Annotated in this window: 14 protein-coding genes and 1 pseudogene; 9 read left to right on the top strand and 6 right to left on the bottom strand. The window is 57.9% G+C overall.

The annotated features are described in order from the left end of the window. Positions 1-34: 34 nt before the first annotated feature. Positions 35-1,477 carry a PTS system trehalose-specific EIIBC component gene (gene treP / locus B347_RS0101290; protein WP_019407917.1) on the bottom strand — a complete coding sequence of 481 codons (1,443 nt, stop codon included), beginning with the start codon at positions 1,475-1,477 and terminating at the stop codon, positions 35-37. 289 nt (positions 1,478-1,766) lie between these two features. On the opposite strand from treP, the gene treR reads away from it, so the two are divergent. Beyond that, the gene (treR, locus tag B347_RS0101280; protein WP_019407915.1) at positions 1,767-2,471 is read left to right on the top strand and encodes a trehalose operon repressor; all 705 of its coding nucleotides are present in this window, start codon (positions 1,767-1,769) and stop codon (positions 2,469-2,471) included. An 81-nt stretch (positions 2,472-2,552) separates the two neighbouring features. On the opposite strand, the gene B347_RS0101275 is transcribed toward treR, so the two are convergent. Next, on the bottom strand, positions 2,553-3,632 hold the full coding sequence (locus B347_RS0101275) for an ATP-binding protein (protein WP_019407914.1): 1,080 nt from the start codon (positions 3,630-3,632) through the stop codon (positions 2,553-2,555). Then, on the bottom strand, positions 3,629-4,381 hold the full coding sequence (locus B347_RS0101270; RefSeq protein ID WP_019407913.1) for a response regulator: 753 nt from the start codon (positions 4,379-4,381) through the stop codon (positions 3,629-3,631). The genes B347_RS0101275 and B347_RS0101270 overlap by 4 nt, the downstream gene beginning before the upstream one ends. 139 nt (positions 4,382-4,520) lie before the next feature. Here B347_RS0101270 and B347_RS0101265 point away from each other — a divergent pair, with 139 nt between their 5' ends. From B347_RS0101265 to B347_RS0101250, 4 genes are read left to right on the top strand one after another with little or no spacing between them, the layout of a single operon-like run. Beyond that, complete coding sequence (locus B347_RS0101265; RefSeq protein WP_026013922.1) at positions 4,521-5,669, top strand: efflux RND transporter periplasmic adaptor subunit; 1,149 nt, start codon at positions 4,521-4,523, stop codon at positions 5,667-5,669. Then, on the top strand, positions 5,669-8,809 hold the full coding sequence (locus B347_RS0101260; protein ID WP_019407911.1) for a multidrug efflux RND transporter permease subunit: 3,141 nt from the start codon (positions 5,669-5,671) through the stop codon (positions 8,807-8,809). The genes B347_RS0101265 and B347_RS0101260 overlap by 1 nt, the downstream gene beginning before the upstream one ends. Before the next feature lie 2 nt (positions 8,810-8,811). Beyond that, positions 8,812-10,287: an efflux transporter outer membrane subunit gene (locus B347_RS0101255; RefSeq protein WP_202800809.1), complete on the top strand. Its 1,476-nt coding sequence runs from the start codon at positions 8,812-8,814 to the stop codon at positions 10,285-10,287. Between the two features lie 2 nt (positions 10,288-10,289). Beyond that, complete coding sequence (locus tag B347_RS0101250) at positions 10,290-11,786, top strand: MFS transporter (protein WP_019407909.1); 1,497 nt, start codon at positions 10,290-10,292, stop codon at positions 11,784-11,786. Positions 11,787-11,912: 126 nt separating this feature from the next. Here the strand turns inward: B347_RS0101250 and B347_RS0101245 are convergent, their stop codons facing one another. Further along, a complete protein-coding gene (locus B347_RS0101245) occupies positions 11,913-12,476 on the bottom strand; it encodes a hypothetical protein (RefSeq protein ID WP_026013921.1) in 564 nt (187 codons plus the stop codon). A 116-nt stretch (positions 12,477-12,592) separates the two neighbouring features. On the opposite strand from B347_RS0101245, the gene B347_RS0101240 reads away from it, so the two are divergent. Both B347_RS0101240 and B347_RS24545 read left to right on the top strand, forming a co-directional pair. Next, on the top strand, positions 12,593-12,904 hold the full coding sequence (locus B347_RS0101240; protein ID WP_019407907.1) for a hypothetical protein: 312 nt from the start codon (positions 12,593-12,595) through the stop codon (positions 12,902-12,904). Between the two features lie 104 nt (positions 12,905-13,008). Next, positions 13,009-13,599, top strand: a complete 591-nt coding sequence (locus B347_RS24545) for an SDR family NAD(P)-dependent oxidoreductase (RefSeq protein ID WP_019407906.1) — start codon at positions 13,009-13,011, stop codon at positions 13,597-13,599. Positions 13,600-13,696: 97 nt separating this feature from the next. On the opposite strand, the gene B347_RS0101230 is transcribed toward B347_RS24545, so the two are convergent. Then, on the bottom strand, positions 13,697-14,725 hold the full coding sequence (locus B347_RS0101230; RefSeq protein ID WP_019407905.1) for an FUSC family protein: 1,029 nt from the start codon (positions 14,723-14,725) through the stop codon (positions 13,697-13,699). Between the two features lie 13 nt (positions 14,726-14,738). Next, on the bottom strand, positions 14,739-15,878 hold the full coding sequence (lldD, locus tag B347_RS0101225; protein ID WP_019407904.1) for an FMN-dependent L-lactate dehydrogenase LldD: 1,140 nt from the start codon (positions 15,876-15,878) through the stop codon (positions 14,739-14,741). 132 nt (positions 15,879-16,010) lie between these two features. Between lldD and B347_RS0101220 the strand changes: the two genes are divergently transcribed. Further along, complete coding sequence (locus B347_RS0101220) at positions 16,011-16,886, top strand: LysR family transcriptional regulator (RefSeq protein WP_019407903.1); 876 nt, start codon at positions 16,011-16,013, stop codon at positions 16,884-16,886. 265 nt (positions 16,887-17,151) lie between these two features. Further along, a pseudogene (locus tag B347_RS27110) lies at positions 17,152-17,288 on the top strand (IS4 family transposase); the annotation flags it as partial. Position 17,289: the final 1 nt, after the last annotated feature.

Here is a 17,289-nt window from a genome sequence, read left to right as displayed (position 1 = left end):
ATCGCAGCCTTCGGCAGCGACTACGGAACGAGGGTCAGGCGACGCGATAGCCGGGGCGAATGATTTTCAGGCTCAGCGCACACGTCAGGACAAAGGGCACGACCAGCGCAACCAACATGCCGATCACGAACATCGGGATGTACTGCGGAATAATCGAGATAAAACCCGGTAGGCCGCCGACCCCGATGGCCGATGCCTGGACCTTGTTCAGCGACAGGAAAATGCTGCCCAGCGCCGAGCCGATCAAGGCGGCGTAGAACGGAAATTTGTAGCGCAGGTTGATCCCGAACATCGCGGGTTCAGTGATGCCGAAATATGCGGATACCGCCGAAGTCGACGCCATGCTGCGTTCGCGCACATTGCGGCTCATGTAGAACACCCCAAGCGCCGCGCTGCCCTGGGCGATATTGGACATGACAATCATGGGCCAGATAAACGTACCGCCTTGCGTCGAGATCAGTTGCAGGTCAACGGCAAGGAACATGTGGTGCATGCCGGTGATCACCAGCGGTGCGTACAGCAGGCCAAAGATCATCCCACCGAGTACCGGCGCCAGATCAAACAGCATGACCACGCCTTCGGTGATCAAAATGCCCAGGTGGCGAGTCACCGGGCCAATGATGGCTAGCGCCAGCACCCCGGTAATCACGATGGTGGTAATGGGCACCACCAACAATTGAATGGCATTCGGTACGCGTGCGCGCAGCCACTTCTCGATCACGCTCATGACGTAGGCGGCCATCAGAATCGGCAAAATTTGCCCTTGGTAGCCAACCTTCTCAATTTGGAATACCCCCAGGATGTTGAAGTACGGCAGGCTCTGACCGTCGAGTCCGGCCACGGCCTTGCCGTAGTTCCAGGCGTTGAGCAGATCCGGGTGGACCAGCATCAGGCCAAGCACGATGCCGAGAATCTCGCTGCCGCCAAAACGCTTGGCCGCCGACCAGCCCACCAGCGCGGGCAAGAATACAAACGATGTGTTGGCCATCAGGTTGATCAGGCTCCACACGCCGTCCAGTGACGGGTAGGCATCGAGCAGGGTTTTATCGGCGATAAACATGCCTTTGGCGCCAAGCAGGTTGTTAACCCCCATCAGCAGGCCGGCAATGATCAGCGCGGGCAGAATTGGCATGAACACATCAGAAAACACCCGCACCAGACGCTGGAGGGCGTTGGTCTTGTCGGCGCCCTTTTGCTTGACGTCAGCAATGGTGGAGGCGGCGAGACCGGTTTGTTCTCGCAACGCGGCGTAAACCTTTTCGACGTCGCCGGGGCCGATGACCACTTGGTACAGGCCACCGGTAAAGAAGGAACCTTTTACCAGGTCAATCTGATTGAGGGTCGCGCTGTCTACCAGGCTCGGGTCTTTGAGCGCCAAGCGCAGACGCGTGACGCAATGCGCTGCCTGCTCCAGGTTGTCGGCGCCACCAAGGCTGTGCAGTAACTCGCTGGCGATCTTCGAATAATCGTGGCTCATGCGTTGTCTTCCGCGCGAAATTTTTATTATGGAGCGTCGTTATGGCAGCACGCCTAAGCGAAAAATACTCGTCTGTACGAGTTAAAGCAACAACTGGTACAGACGAGTTTAAGAAATCATTAAGAGCATCTGCTTAACTGTGCAGAAGTCGGCGATTACAGCAATCAGTTGCATCCAGAAAGCGTGTCTGAAAACTCCTAACATGCCGTCTTTGCAGCAAGACTTGCGCTGCCTACCCCCTGCCCTTAAGGTTCGGGCCCAGAACACCCAACGGCAAAGACCCATCGTCATGAGTAAATACAGCCAGATCTACACCGATCTGCTTGCGAGCATCACCACTGAGCGTCTGGCGCGCGGGGCTCGCTTGCCGTCTGAAACCGAGTTAATGACTCGCTACCAAGCCAGTCGCGGTACGGTGCGCAAGGCGATTGAGCAGCTTCAGGAACGTGGCTTTGCGCAGAAAGTCCATGGCAAAGGCACCTTTGTGTTGTCATCCAGCCCGATTGAGTTTCAATTGGGCGGCATCGTCAGTTTTCAGGAAACCTACCCAAGTTTGGGCAATGACGTGAGCACTGACGTGGTCGAGTTCACTCACTTTGCGCTGGAAGGCGCGCTGTGCGAAAAGATCGACGCCGAAGCAGGCAGCCTGATTACCCGCATCAAACGGGTACGGCGAATTGACGGAAAGCGGGTGATTTTAGACATCAACTGTTTCGTCAGCGAGCTGATTCCGGGCCTGGATCAAGAGATTGCCCAGCACTCGATTTACGCGCATATCGAACAAACCCTGAACCTGCAGATCAGCTACGCGCAGCGCACCATCGAAGCGGTGCCGCGCAGCAAGGACGATCAACTGCACCTCGATCTGGATGGGCAAAGCCATGTGATTGTGGTGAGCAACCAGACGTTTTTGCAGGATGGCAGGCAGTTTGAGTACACCGAATCGCGGCATACGTTAGACAAGTTTTACTTTTCAGATATTGCTCGGCGTTAAGCGACTTCTAGGAGGAGCTTGGCGCTGGGCATGGCCGCATCTTACGCACAGTCATGAGGCGGCCTCCAAGATGACAACCCCCTAAGGCTGCACTGAGAACTCGCGCTGAACAGGCCATTGCAGTGTGAAACAAGTACCTGCACCCGAGGGCTGACAAACGGCATGACCGCCGTGCGCCTCAGCAATGGCCTTGACCACTGCCAAGCCAAGGCCGCTGCCGCCACTGCTCCTGGACCTTGACGGGTCACCACGGCGAAACGCCTCAAACACACTAGGCGCAATATCAGCTGAAATACCGGGTCCCTCGTCTTCAACACTCACCGTGAAAAGACCGTCCTTCACGCGAGCACTGATTTTTAAAACCCCAGGATCGGCATGATTCAGGGCATTCTCCAGTAAAACACTCAGCGCTTGGCGCAGACGAAAGGCATCGCAGACCGCAACGTCTTGCGCTTCAAGTTCAACCTGCAAGCTGAAACCACGGGCTTGCAAGTGGCTCGTGAATGCCTGAACGGTGGAAGACACGTCTTCAGCAATCCGTGTCGGCGCCAAGTCCAGTTGCAGGTGCCCGCTGTCATTGAGACTAACCACACGCAGGTCTTCGATCAGTCGGCTGAGCCCTTCTACCTGGCGCAACAGACCATCGAACATCTCGGTACTGGGCACGAATACGCCCTCGGCCAGACCTTGCAGACGACCGCGCAGGATCGTGACCGGTGTGCGCAATTCATGAGCCACCGCAGCGTTCCAGAACTGCTGCTCGTGGGTCATGCTCTGCAAGCGTTCAGCCATGGCATTGAAGTCCCTGACCAACTGGCCAGTCTCGCCAAGCGAGTAGTCATCAGGGCTGGCACGGGCGTGCAAATTACCTTGGGCCATTTCTCGTAGGCTGTGGGCGACCGAGTTCAGCGGCGTGAGGATACGCCGTGAAAGCCTGATCGCCACATAACCGGCCACGCACAACGCCACAATGATGGTGCCGATCATCCAAACCAACTCTGCCCTGGACGGCATCCACGTTTGCGAGATACTGCCGGGCGAATAGGTGGACGCCACCGCGTAGAACACATAGGTGCCCACCACCGAGAGCAGAATGACGCCCAAAACCATCAGGCTCAACGACAATGCGATCTGCCTGAGCAGGCTTGCCCTGCGGCTCATACGCCGTCCCCAAAGCGATACCCCACGCCACGCACGCTGACCGGCGTACCGTGGATGCCCAGACCTTCCAGCTTTCTGCGCAGTTTGCTGATGTGACTGTCCACCGTGCGCTCCTGAGTGTCGCCTTCAGGAAGACAGCCAACCAGCAGCTCGCCACGACTGAACACGCGCTTGGGTGAGCGCATCAGGGTGGCCAGTATCTTGAATTCAGTGAGTGTTAGGTCAAGCGTATGCGGCTGATCACGACAGGTGACAGTAGCCTCGTGTTGATCCAGGTCGATCTGAAACAGCCCCACACGCAACAGCCTGCTGTCAGCGGCACCATCGGCCTTGGTGCGCCTTAGCACTGCCGCGACCCGGGCGACCACTTCTGCGGGGTTAAAAGGCTTGACCACATAGTCGTCGGCGCCAATGCGCAGCCCCATCAGTTTGTCGATGTCCTGATCGAACGCGGTAAGCATGATCACCGGTGTTTCGCCCCGGTGACGAATTTCACTGAGGACTTGCCAACCGTCTATGTACGGCATCAGCACGTCGAGCAGAACCAAGTCCGGCTTGAGGGCCGAATGCAGGGCAAGGGCCTCGCGACCGTCGCGAGCATGGACAGTGCGCAACCCACCTCGCTGTAGATAAGCCATAAGAATTTCTGCGATTTCGCACTCATCCTCGGCGATCAAGATTAAGGCGCTATTCAGACCAGACGGGGCAGTCTTGCTGATCGGGTACTCGGGTGTGGGGCGCAACGTCATAAAATCCACCTTTTATTTCGGCCTCCACATTATCTCCACAATAGCTCGAACAAATCCCGACTGTTTGCGCAGAAACTCGCGTTTTAATGCTGCCCGCCCAAGCGAGCAGCAGCGATTCATCTGGCGAAGGCGGCGAGTTATGAGTAGTCGAAAAACACAGTATGTCGCGGGGCTTTGTCTGTGCGCTCTGATGCTGGGCGGTTGCGACTCTGCAGAGCAGGATCAAGAGACAACAGTTGCGGCCAAGGTGTCGGTACTCACGCTGGAACCGGCAGCACTGAACATTAGCGAAGACTTGCCCGGACGTGTCGCGGCGTTCCGAACGGCAGAGATCCGTGCACAGGTCGGCGGCATCGTGCAGCAACGGTTGTTCGAGCAAGGCGCCGATATCAAGGCCGGTGCCGCGTTATTCCAGATCGACCCTGCGCCCTTCAAGGCCGAGGTGCAAACCTCTGCCGCGGCCTTGCAACGCGCCCAAGCAGTGCTGGCAAGGGCGCGCCTTCAAGCCGTACGCCTGGAACCGTTGGTGCAGGCTGAAGCTGTCAGCCAGCAACTTTACGATGATGCCGTGTCCCAACGCGATCAGGCCGCGGCCGATGTAGCACAGGCGCAGGCGGTATTGGCCCGCAAACAGCTCGACCTGACGTTCGCCACAGTCAAGGCGCCAATTGCCGGGCGTGTCGACCAGGCCGTGACCTCGGAAGGTGCGCTCGTTGCAACCACCGACAGTTCACCCATGGCCACCGTCCAGCAGATCGACAAGGTGTATATCGATGTACGCCAGTCAGCGACCAGCCTTGAACGCTGGCGCGATGAGCTGGGCGAACAGCTGACGACAGGCGGCGTTACCGCGCAGGTACTCGACAGTAACGGCAAGGCCTATGGGCTGAACGCGAAAATTTTGTTTTCCGGGATCAGTGTCGATCCTGGGACCGGCAACGTGCTGTTGCGCATTCAAGTCGACAATCCCACCCACCAACTCCTGCCCGGCATGTACGTCCTCGCGAAAGTGCCTAGAGCTCATCACGCCGCGGCCCTGAGCGTGCCTCAGGAGGCCGTGTTGCGCCGCAACGGGCAGGCCAGCGTGTGGGTGGTAAACGAGCATGAGCAAGCCCATCGCGTGCCGGTTGAGGTGGGCGAGCTTGCCAATCGCCATTACCGCATTAGCAGCGGACTCAACACAGGTCAGCGCGTGGTGATCGAAGGGACTGAGCGCTTGGTCGAGGGCGCGCCCGTCAGCGCCAGTGTCTGGCTGCCTCCAGCCCAGCGCTCGCAGGAGCAAAAATAATGCCGGAGTTTTTCATCCATCGCCCAGTGTTCGCCTGGGTGATCGCGCTGTTCATCGTGTTGTTTGGCGTGATTGCCATTACACAATTACCCATTGCTCGCTACCCGTCAGTGGCGCCGCCATCGGTGACGCTCTACGCCAGCTACCCGGGCGCTACGCCCAAAACGCTCAACGATTCGGTGGTCAGCCTGATCGAGCGCGAGCTGTCAGGCGTCAAGCACTTGCTGTATTTCGAGTCGTCGGTCGACACCTCAGGTACCGCGCAGATCACCGCGACATTCAAACCGGGGACCGACCCTGAACTGGCTCAGGTGGATGTGCAAAACCGCATCAAGGCGGTAGAGCCTCGCTTGCCCCAAGCCGTGCGACAAAACGGCTTGCAGATAGAGTCTGCCGCCTCGGGCTTTTTGATGATGGTCGGCATAACGTCGCCCGGTGGACAGTTCAACGAAGTGGCCCTGAACGACTATCTGGCCCGTAACATCGTCCAGGAATTGCGCCGCATCGAAGGTGTGGGGCGGGTTCAGTTGTTCGGTGCCGAGCAGGCGCTACGTGTCTGGGTCGATCCCAACAAGCTGATCGCTTATGGCCTGACCATGACCGATTTGGCCCAGGCCATCGAACAACAGAATGCGCAGATCGCACCGGGCCGGGTTGGCGATGAACCGGCCTTGCCCGGTCAACGCTTGACCCTCCCGCTGACCGTCGAAGGGCAGTTAGAGACACCTGAGCAGTTTGCGGCCATCGTGCTGCGGGCCTCCGCTGACGGTGCTCGAGTGGTGATCGGCGATGTCGCGCGCGTCGAGTTGGGCGCGCAGTCCTACGGTTTTTCCAACCGCGAAAACGGCGTGACAGCGACCAGCGCTGCCATTCAGTTATCACCCGGTGGTAATGCGGTGCGAACGGCCCAAGCGGTGCGCGAGCGACTGGCCGAACTGGCATTGAGCATGCCCTCGGGCATGACGTATTCGGTACCGTTCGATACGGCGCCGTTCGTCAAAGTGTCCATCGAAAAAGTCGTTTTCAGCCTGCTAGAAGCGATGGTGCTGGTGTTTCTAGTGATGTACCTGTTTTTGCAGAACATGCGCTACACCCTGATCCCGGCGATTGTCGCGCCTATCGCGCTGCTGGGTACGTTTGCGGTGATGCTGCTCGCCGGATTTTCGATCAATTCACTGACCATGTTTGGCATGGTGCTGGCCATCGGCATCATCGTCGACGATGCCATCGTGGTCGTAGAGAACGTCGAGCGGCTGATGGCAACCCACGGGCTTTCGCCGCGCGAGGCGACTTCGCGGGCTATGAAGGAAATCACCGGCGCGGTGATCGGCATCACCTTGGTGCTCACCGCGGTGTTCATTCCCATGGCGTTCGGCAGCGGCTCGGTGGGGGTGATTTACCAGCAGTTCACCGTGTCGATGGCCGTGTCGATTCTGTTTTCTGCCTTCTTAGCGCTGACCCTCACACCGGCCCTGTGCGCGACGCTGTTGCGCCCGGTGAGCGCCGACCATCATCAAAAGCGCGGGTTCTTTGGCGCCTTCAATCGCGCTTTCGAGCGCCTGACGGACCGTTATACCGGGCGCGTTGCCCGAACGGTCGCGCGCAGCGCAAGGATGATGGTGGTCTTCGCCTTGTTGTGCGGTGTTTTGGTCTTGGTTGCACGGGAACTGCCGTCATCGTTTCTGCCCGAAGAGGATCAGGGTTATTTCATGACCTCCATCCAATTGCCCAACGGTGCAACCAGTGAGCGCACGCTCGATGTAGTCAAACGCTTCGAGGCCCACGTCGCGTCACGCCCCGCATTGGATGCGAACTTGGTGGTTCAGGGGTTTAGCTTTTCTGGATCAGGCACCAATGCGGCAATGGCCTTTACCATGCTTAAAGACTGGGGCCAGCGTGACGGCGCCACGGCGGCCGAGGAAGCCGAGTTGGCACAGCACGCCATGGCTGACAGCGTTGAAGGCACGGTAATGAGCCTGATGCCGCCTGCTATCGACGAGCTGGGCACCTCATCGGGGTTCACGCTGTTCCTTCAAGACCGGGGCAACCGGGGCCAGGCCGAGCTGCTCAAGGCCCAGGCGCAGTTGCTGACATTGGCCGCGCGCAGCAAGATCGTCAGCGACGTTTACCCCGATGGCCTGCCACCGGGCGAGAGTATCCGCCTGAACATTGATCGGCAGAAGGCCGAAACAATGGGCCTGTCGTTCTCGGCGGTGAACAGCACGCTGTCCGCGGCGATGGGCTCACTGTACGTCAACGACTTTCCAAATGGCGGGCGCATGCAACAGGTCATTCTGCAAGCTGATGCAGCCGCGCGCATGCAACTGGACGACGTCCTGAACCTGCGTGTGCGCAACGCCACTGGCGGCATGGTACCGCTGCGCGAAGTGGTCACCCCGGTATGGAGCGAATCACCGCAGCAGATGATGCGCTTCCAAGGCTTTGCTGCCGTGCGTATCTCCGGGGGGGCGGCGCCAGGCGTATCCAGCGGTACGGCCATGACCGAGATGGAAAATCTGGTGGCGCAATTACCGCCGGGGTTCGCCGTCGCCTGGACCGGGCAGTCGTTGCAGGAGCGCCAATCGGCCAAGCAAGCGCCGATGTTGATGATGCTGTCCGCCCTGGTGGTTTTTCTGGTGCTGGCCGCCTTGTACGAGAGCTGGTCAATCCCGCTGTCGGTGATGCTGGTAGTGCCACTGGGTCTACTCGGGGCCGTGGCCGCTGTGATTCTGAGAGGCTTGCCTAATGATGTGTTCTTTAAGGTAGGCCTGATCACCATCATCGGCCTGTCAGCGAAGAACGCGATCTTGATCGTCGAGTTCGCCCGGCAATTGCACGCCGAAGGCCGCACGCTGGTTGATTCTGCCGTGACTGCATCGCGCTTGCGCTTGCGGCCTATCCTGATGACCTCATTGGCCTTCACGCTTGGGGTGGTGCCACTGATGGTCGCCTCCGGCGCCAGCGCCGAAACCCAACACGCCATCGGTACCGGGGTATTTGGCGGGATGATCAGCGGCACCTTGCTGGCGATTTTCTTCGTACCGGCGTTCTTCGTCTTCGTGATGGGTGCGCAAAAGAAAATTGAACGTTGGCGCGGTAAGCCCGGTGGCGTCGATCAGCCTATGTCTAGGGAGCAATGAAAATGCGTGTATTCGTTCTGTTATCCCTGGTGTGCAGTTTGTCGGCCTGCTCCCTGACTCCGACGCTGCACCGCCCTGATTTACCGGTACCGGCCAGCTTCCCGAGCCTGGCCCCTACAGTGGCGGTTGGCGAGGCCACTGAGCCGGCGAGCGAGCGCGGTTGGCGGACGATGTTCGCCGATCCACAGTTGCAGCACTTGATTGCGCTCGCCTTGCTGAACAATCGCGACTTGCGCTTGGCAACGCTGAATGTGCAGGCGGCGCAGGCCATGTCAGGTATTCAACAGGCCGCACGGCTGCCGTCGTTCTCGCTGGATACCAACCACTCCCGCGAGCGGGTACTGGCCGCTAACGAGAGCGCTGATGCTCGCCGCCAAACCCAGCAACAGACGGGCGTCAGCATCGGCGTCAGCGCCTTCGAGCTGGACCTGTTCGGCCGAGTCAAGGCGTTGTCCGAGGCGGCGCTGGCCCGCTATCTGGCCAGCGAGCAAGGGCGCGACGCCGCACAGATCACCCTCATTGGCGCCGTGGCCGAAGCCTACTACGCCCAGCAACTGGCGCAGGAGCAACGTCAGTTGGCCGAGCACACCCTGACGGACTGGCAGCAATCATTGAACCTGGCTCGCCTGTTGCAAAAGGCCAAACAGAACAACGGCCTAGACGTGGCTCAAGCCGAGAGCCAGGTGGCCACTGCAGAAGCCGATATACAGGCCCGTCAACGCGCACTGATTCAGGCAAACAACGCACTGCAGTTGCTGGTTGGCGACACACTGTCCAACGATTTGCCGCCGCGCCTAGCCTTGCAGCAACCGCCGCTGATAGCCCCTCTGCCCAGTGGGCTGGGGTCCGATCTGTTGCTAACACGCCCTGATTTGCGTCAGGCCGAACTGGCGCTCACGGCGGCAAATGCCGATATCGGGGCAGCACGCGCGGCGTTCTTTCCACAGATATCACTCACCGCGTCATTCGGGTATGCCAGCTCTTCGCTAGGCAACTTGTTCGATCCTGCACGTCAGGTCTGGCGTTTCGCACCGCAACTCTCGCAACCGCTGTTCCAGGGCGGGCGACTGCGTGCCGAGCTGCGCCTGGCCAAGGTGCGTAAATCAGAAGCCGTGGCCCAGTACGAGCGCACCATTCAGATTGCGTTTCGCGAGGTGGCTGATGCGCTGGCGGGTACGGCCACACTCGACAAGCAACTCCAGGCCCAGTCACGGGCAGTGGCCAGCGCACAACGCCGGGTGACGCTGTCTGCACTGCGCTACCAAGCCGGGCTCGATGGCCGACTGGAACTGCTGGACGCCCAGCGCCAGCTTTATACGGCGCAGCAGGCAGAACTGGAACTGCGGCGCGATGAGATCATCAACAGCGTGGCATTATACAAAGCGCTGGGCGGCGGCCTGCACGAGCGTAATACCCTGCCGCTGGCGGCGAACAGGGTTACTGGCGTTATCCCGCTAACTGATCATCGAGAACCTTAGTCATGCCCACTGCTGCCTCCAAACGCTGGTTGATTCTGATCGCCGTAATGCTGGCCTTTGTGCCGATCGTGATTGATATGACCATCCTGCATATTGCAGTGCCGTCGCTGACGCTGGCGTTAGGCGCCTCTGGGGCGCAGGTTTTGTGGATCATCGATATCTACCCGCTGCTAATGGCTGGCTTGCTGGTGCCCATGGGCACCCTCGCCGACCGAGTTGGTCATCGACGCATCCTGCTTTACGGCCTGAGTGTGTTTTGGGTGGCCTCATTGCTCGCGGCGTTCGCCCCGACGCCCGCCATGCTGATCGGTGCCCGGGTACTACTAGCGCTGGGCGGCGCGATGATCATGCCCTGTGTGCTGGGCATTATTCGTCGCACCTTTGAGGACGAAAAAGAGCGTGCATTGGCCCTCGGCCTGTGGGGCACGGTAGGTGCTGCTGGCGCCGCGGTCGGCCCACTGATCGGTGGTGCGCTGCTTGAGCATTTCTGGTGGGGGTCGGTGTTTTTGATCAACGTCCCGATCATGGCGGTGGTCATCCCGGTGGTGTTTGTGCTGTTGCCGCGTGTCGAGCAGACCACACCCGGCAAGTGGGCCGTAGGCCAGGCGCTGGTGCTCATCGCGGGGATCATCGGCGTGGTGTACGGCATCAAAGCCAGTATCGGCGCCACACAATCGTTGCTGTTCGCCATGCTGGTGCTGGCAGTTGGGCTTGCACTACTGGTGCTGTTCGCTCGCCAGCAACTGCGCTCCGCCACGCCGATGCTAGACCTCTCGCTGTTCGCCCACCCGGCGCTGCTGGGCGGCATGATCATGGCGCTGGTGACCATCGGCGCGCTGGCCGGTGTGGAGTTGACCCTAGCGATGGAGTTGCAGTACGTACTGGACAAGACGCCGCTACAGGCGGGGATCTTCCTGATTCCGATCATGGCCGCCGCCGCGCTGGGCGGCCCGGTCGCCGGTTATCTGTCCAACCGTTTTGGCCTGCGCGGGGTCGCCAGCTTGTCACTGGCCACATCAGCCGGGGCGTTGGGTTTTCTGGCCTTTGCCGATTTCAATGCTGGCGGCATGGCGGTGCCGGCCATGCTGGCGGTATTGGGGCTGGCGCTGAGTATCGGCCTTACCGCTTCGTCGATTGCCATCATGGGCTCGGTGGACGCCAGCAAAGGCGGCGCGGCTGGCTCGCTAGAAGCGACGGCTTACGAACTGGGCACCGGCCTTGGCATCACCCTCTTTGGGGTGTTCATGTCCAAAGTGTTTGCAAGCACCCTTGAACTGCCCAGTGGACTGGCGCCACCGCTTGCCGAGCGGGCTGCCAGGTCCATCGGCGACAGTTACGTGGTGGCCGGTGAATTGCCTGCTACGCAGGGCAACGCCTTGATTGAAGCGGCCAAGCTGGCGTTTTCGAGCACCCATTCGGTATTGCTCACCACGTCAGCCGTCGTAATCGCCTTGCTGGCAGTGGTGGTGTTTGTTCTTTTCGGGCGCCAACAGCAATAGGCATTGAGTGGCCGGGGCACGATCAAACGATCACAAGGCAATCGGCCCCACAAAGACCGTACGGCCCTGAAAACCAAAAGCCCGCAATTAAGCGGGCTTGGGGGGGCTGTTCACATCACGACGTGATCAGTTTGCGGCAGCTTTTTTATCGGGAGTGCCAACAGTTTTGCGTTCACCCGTTGCGGAGACTTCATACACGTTCATGACCCACGTGTCGGCAATTACGGTTTCAACCACGTAATTCTTCTTAGCTTGAGGTGTGAACTGCTGCGCAACAGGCTGTGCCTTGTCGAACGGTGTCGGCATTGGAATACCGTTAAAGGTGAACTGTTTGGCCTTAACCGTCCCCTCCACGTGCACCACTTTGTCTGCATCAACCAGCTTACTAATGCTGTCTGTGCCACCGGCGATTCTCTTCAGATAGGCCGGTATGCGTTTGAAGTAAGCCGTGTCATAAATACGATCACCCGCGTCATCTAATCGCCCATCGGAGTACCCGTACATGTAACTAACAGGGTGATCACCCTCACCGCCGATGGTACGGAAGGTCACGCTGGCTTGATGGTCATTCATGACCAGTGGCACCACTGGCGCTGAAGTGACATCACCCGCCTTACGGCTACTGCAACCGGTCATGACAAGGGCGAGAGCGAGGGTGGTGGCTAACGGAAACGCCAAAGATATTTTCATTCGATCCCTGAATAGTCTAGAAGATGGACCGTATTGAACCATTTGCAGAACGAAAGTTCCCTTTACGCTGTAGGCACATCACACTCAATTCGAGTCAAACCCTAAGGATTTTCGCCATGTGTACAAGGAGTCTGCTGCTGAGTTTTTGTGCTGTGTTACTGGTTGGCTGCACGGGCAGAGGCTTTCAACCGCCGCCCGGGAACTACACACAGTGGTACAAAAAGGGGCTAACCCAATCGGATGTCGACAACGCCATGCGTGCGTGCGGGTATACCAATCTTGATGGCGTTGGCGACAAATCGCCCATTGATGTGGTGCTGACGCGCTTCTACTGCATGAAGGATTCGGGGTTCAAGCGCAGGGACAATATGGACTTGTGCAAGCAAGGCCGCGTCGGCGAATCCCCGGTGTGCGATGGACGCCGGTAACGCAACAGCAAAAGAGACGGCACGTTACAGCTTGATCACAGGTGCGGCAGGTACCGGTACCACGACCTTTTCAGTTAATTATCAAAGAGCATTAGTGATTTCATATGAGTAGCCTTAGAAAAACTGCGCTTGTCACGGGGGCTGGACAGAGCATCGGGAGGGGAATCGCCATTCGCCTTGCCAAGGAGGGCGCTGATATTGTGCTGGTCGATAGTGACGCAACGTTACTGCGCGCTACAGCCGAGGAAATCACGAAAGTGGGGCGTCGCGTTTCAGTTTTCCTGAGCGATCTGACGACACAGGCACAGTTTTTTGAGGCCGTTGATCATGCGGAAAAAACGTTTGGCCGCTTAGACATCATGGTCAATAACCCCGGCTTTGAGAAACAGTGCCTCAACGCGGATATCAGCTATGACGACGTTGCACGGTTGATCAATCACAGTGTTCAAAGCACACATTGGGGAATTCAAGCGGCGGCGGATAAGTTTCGCCAGCGTTGCCAAAAGGGAACAATCATCAACGTATCGTCCAGTGCTGGGCATGAAAACCCGACGCTGATAGATATTCACACCGCCTCAAAAATGGCGGTACGGGTGCTGACTCAGGCCGCCTCCAAAGATCTGGCCCCAGCGGGAGTCGTCGTGACTCTGCAGTGTTTCGGATCCATCATTCCAACAGCTAGATACGTGTCGTAACAAAAGGCTTACCTCAGCCCGGAGCAGTTTGAGCTTGCCCATGCCGCTTAGCTGGATGTCCGCTAATCGAGGGCAAGATCATCTGCTGCACGTTCCTTTACGGCTCAGCCGTTTGCCAGCGAGGAAAAATCACAAGCGAAGCGATGATCGCTAACAGTGCTCCCCCGGTGCTGTAGAGCATCCGCAAAAATACCAAGTCGAGCTCCGATCCTCCTGACTGGCCAATTTGCGCGACCAGAATGAAATGTGGGGTGAGGAACATCAAATAGCTGATGTGGCTCACAGAGCGCCCAGCGAGGGTGCCAATAGAGACCGGCAGTATCAGCGCAGCCAACAAAACCGGATCATGGATTGCGTAACCCAGAACGGCAGCAATGGCTCCCCCTAAGAAGGTGCCGCCGACTCGTTCCAGCGACATTTTCAACGTTGAAGACATGTAGGGCTGCATGATCAGAAACACCGTGAGGGTCATCCAGTACCCGTAATGCAACGACCACACTTGAACCAACCAAACTGACAGTGCTCCCGACAGCGCTACGCGAAGCCCATGCAGAAAGAGGTTAGATTTCGGTGTGAAATTTTTCCTGAGGGCCGACCATGAAAGTGGCTGCCTTGCAGCGTCAGGCTGGTCGTTCTGACACCATTGGAAGAGCAATGCGGAGCCGGTGGCCCATAGGCTGCCGTAGAGAAAGTAACGTGCATAAGCCAGTCCCTGGGCAAAGTCCTTGGCCGGAAATGCCGTGGATACCGCAAATGCCGTCGCTGTCAGCAAAGCGGGAATGCTAATGCGCGCGCCGCAAACTTGGGCGTAAGCACCCGCAAACGCGAAGAGGGCCGACAGCGCTATAGCCAGTTGCGGCCATTCCATCGTCCAAGCACCTAGGCCTGACGCCACGGCGCCGGTCATGCCGAAAACCAATCCGACGATACAACCCTTAGAGGACTTATCACTCGGGATCGACAGATAGCTCCAGAATGCGGCAATCGCTGACCAACAGAATAAAGGGTTGTGTAAGCGAGCCGCGAGGAGCGCGGGCACCGTACAGACAACACCCCCACACACTACGTAGCCAATGGGTACCTTGCGTACCGCATCTAACATCTTAACGGTCAGTGCTTGCCGCATGGTCGAACCTTCATTACTCAACTGGAACCAATGCGGTTCGATCGATCTTGTCAATCGAGGTGACACCCGTGAGCGTCATTGCCACGCGCATTTCTTGCGAGAAGATATCCAGCATATTCTCTACCCCGTGCTGTCCATCGGCGGCCAGAGCGTAAACCGTCGAGCGTCCCAGCAGGCATGCCTTGGCGCCTAAGGCGAGCATACGCACAACATCCAGCCCGGAACGAATGCCAGAGTCCACCAACACTGTCAGGTCATCGCCTACTGCGTCGGCAATGGGAGGCAAAGCCTTAGCGGTGGACAGCACACCGTCCAATTGGCGACCGCCGTGGTTGGAGACCACGATGCCATCAGCGCCGAAACTGACTGCGTCCTTGGCGTCCTGTGGATCAAGAATGCCCTTGATAATCATCGGCCCCTTCCAAAACTCGCGGATCCATTCCAAGTCTTTCCAACTGATCGAAGGGTCGAAGTTATTACCCAACCAGCCCACATAATCTTCCAAGGTGGTGGCTTTACCCAGGTACTTGGAGATGTTGCCCAAATCATGCGGACGACCAAGGATGCCGACATTAAACGCCCAACTCGGCCTAGTAGTGGCTTGCAGGATGCGCCGTGACGCTGCGAATGGCCCAGACATGCCCGAGTGGGCATCCCGGTAACGCGCGCCCGGTGTCGGCATATCTACGGTGAACACCAGTGTGGTAACGCCAGCAGCTTGAGCACGCTCCAGGGCATTACGCATAAATCCGCGATCCTTGAGCACATAGAGTTGAAACCAGATCGATTGCGAACTCTGAGAAGCAACCTCTTCAATCGAGCAGACCGACACTGTGGACAGGCAAAAGGGGATGCCTTTTGTGGCCGCAGCCTTGGCCGCTTGGACTTCACCACGACGGGCGTACATACCGGTCAGCCCAACGGGGCTGAGAATGATCGGCAGACTCTGTTCCTTTCCAAAGAGCGTCGTCTTGAGACTCAGGCTGTCAACATTTCTCAAGATGCGTTGGCGCAAGCTGATGTTGGCGAGGTCAGAGCTATTGGCACGCATTGTGTGTTCGGCATAGGCACCGCCGTCGATGTAGTCGAACAGAAATCGCGGCAACTTGCGTCTAGCGGCTTCGCGATAGTCGGATGCCGATGAAATAATCATTGTCTACAACTCCTAGGTCTCTAGAAAACTTCAGCAAAGCAGGACGTTGCTGAGTGGATTTCACGATAAGGGTTTGTTGAGCATGATAAAAACAACTTTTCCTACTCGAAATAAGTCGCTTTTGGAATACACATGAATCTCAGAACGCTGCGGGTGTTTGTAGAAGTAGTGCGCCAGGGAGGTTTCTCTCAAGCCGCGCAGGTTGTGTCGTTGACTCAGTCCTCGGTCAGCAAGGCGGTCAGGACGCTCGAAGATGAGTTAGGTACGCCACTCCTGAACCGTATCGGCCATAAAAGCGAGTTGACGGCCGCAGGTCAGATTGCCTATCGACGCGCACTGGTTTTACTCGCAGAGCGCAACGATCTGATCGCCGAGATCAACGAACTGCGTGACCTGAAGGGCGGTACGCTGCGGATCGGCTTGCCGCCTGTAGGCTGCGGGGTATTGTTCGCTGAGATGTTTGCCACTTATCGCAGCCGCTATCCGATGGTGAATATAGAACTGATAGAGCACGGCAGTAAGAAACTGCGTGAGTGCCTGGAGGCCGGAGAGGTGGACTTGGCAGCACTGCTGATTCCGACCGATGAAACCTTCGCTTATCAGGAGGTGCGCAACGAACCCTTGGTGGTTGTGCTGCCTAGCTCCCATTCGCTTTCGCGACGCAAGCGAATGGATTTCAGTGACCTGGCGGATTCGCCATTCATCCTCTTTGAGGAGGGGTTTGCGCTTAACGCATTAATTATGGCCGCTTGTGATCGAAGAGGGATTGTGCCCCGAGTGACGGCCCGTAGCGGGCAGATTGATTTCATTGCCGACTTGGTAGCTGCAGGTTTGGGGGTGGCATTTTTACCGCGAATGCTTGCGCAAAAACATAAACATGCGGGCATCGCTCTGGTACCTCTTGATGAACCAGACACGGATTGGAATATTGCATTAGCGTGGCGTGCCGGTGCCCATTTGCCTCCGGCTGCAACGGCTTGGTTAGATCTGGCCAAAGAGCTGAGATAGTGCAAAGGCTTTTGCTCGGATGACGATGCAGGGTATCGATCTCAGAAGGTGCTTGCCGAGTCCGCCGTTCGGTATCGGTCAGTGCCGGACGCCCAAGCATTCCCACCCTCTTATCACTTCATCACTCAAAGCCTTATAAAACAGGAAATGCAGACCAAACAAAATCAAGAAGCCATGAACCATGCCATGCACAGTAAATGTCGCTTAAGAGACAGGGGCAGACTTTCGCATGGCAGAGGCAGCCAATGGCTGTCTTTAACGTTTTGCCAAGGACTTTGTCGAGAGCTATCCAGCCACTCGGTCACTTTGTTGGACAAGCGTTTTGTCAGCACTGATCCGTTGTTAAGTATTCAAAACGCTGAGCAAGACAGGCACTGGATGATCCCCGAGCGAAGGCTAACGA

It is taken from the genome of Pseudomonas psychrophila HA-4 (assembly GCF_000282975.1).
In the GTDB taxonomy this organism is placed as follows: Bacteria; Pseudomonadota; Gammaproteobacteria; order Pseudomonadales; family Pseudomonadaceae; genus Aquipseudomonas; species Aquipseudomonas psychrophila_A.
The sequence above is the reverse complement of the archived record's forward strand: the minus strand, read 5'-3'. Positions and strand labels throughout refer to the sequence as shown.

Excerpts from the sequence above, each read along its gene's own strand:
- treP (WP_019407917.1), bottom strand. The coding sequence starts at position 1,477 with ATGAGCCACGATTATTCGAAGATCGCCAGCGAGTTACTGCACAGCCTT.
- treR (WP_019407915.1), top strand. The coding sequence starts at position 1,767 with ATGAGTAAATACAGCCAGATCTACACCGATCTGCTTGCGAGCATCACC.
- B347_RS0101275 (WP_019407914.1), bottom strand. The coding sequence starts at position 3,632 with ATGAGCCGCAGGGCAAGCCTGCTCAGGCAGATCGCATTGTCGTTGAGC.
- B347_RS0101270 (WP_019407913.1), bottom strand. The coding sequence starts at position 4,381 with ATGACGTTGCGCCCCACACCCGAGTACCCGATCAGCAAGACTGCCCCG.
- B347_RS0101265 (WP_026013922.1), top strand. The coding sequence starts at position 4,521 with ATGAGTAGTCGAAAAACACAGTATGTCGCGGGGCTTTGTCTGTGCGCT.
- B347_RS0101260 (WP_019407911.1), top strand. The coding sequence starts at position 5,669 with ATGCCGGAGTTTTTCATCCATCGCCCAGTGTTCGCCTGGGTGATCGCG.
- B347_RS0101255 (WP_202800809.1), top strand. The coding sequence starts at position 8,812 with ATGCGTGTATTCGTTCTGTTATCCCTGGTGTGCAGTTTGTCGGCCTGC.
- B347_RS0101250 (WP_019407909.1), top strand. The coding sequence starts at position 10,290 with ATGCCCACTGCTGCCTCCAAACGCTGGTTGATTCTGATCGCCGTAATG.
- B347_RS0101245 (WP_026013921.1), bottom strand. The coding sequence starts at position 12,476 with ATGAAAATATCTTTGGCGTTTCCGTTAGCCACCACCCTCGCTCTCGCC.
- B347_RS0101240 (WP_019407907.1), top strand. The coding sequence starts at position 12,593 with ATGTGTACAAGGAGTCTGCTGCTGAGTTTTTGTGCTGTGTTACTGGTT.
- B347_RS24545 (WP_019407906.1), top strand. The coding sequence starts at position 13,009 with ATGAGTAGCCTTAGAAAAACTGCGCTTGTCACGGGGGCTGGACAGAGC.
- B347_RS0101230 (WP_019407905.1), bottom strand. The coding sequence starts at position 14,725 with ATGCGGCAAGCACTGACCGTTAAGATGTTAGATGCGGTACGCAAGGTA.
- lldD (WP_019407904.1), bottom strand. The coding sequence starts at position 15,878 with ATGATTATTTCATCGGCATCCGACTATCGCGAAGCCGCTAGACGCAAG.
- B347_RS0101220 (WP_019407903.1), top strand. The coding sequence starts at position 16,011 with ATGAATCTCAGAACGCTGCGGGTGTTTGTAGAAGTAGTGCGCCAGGGA.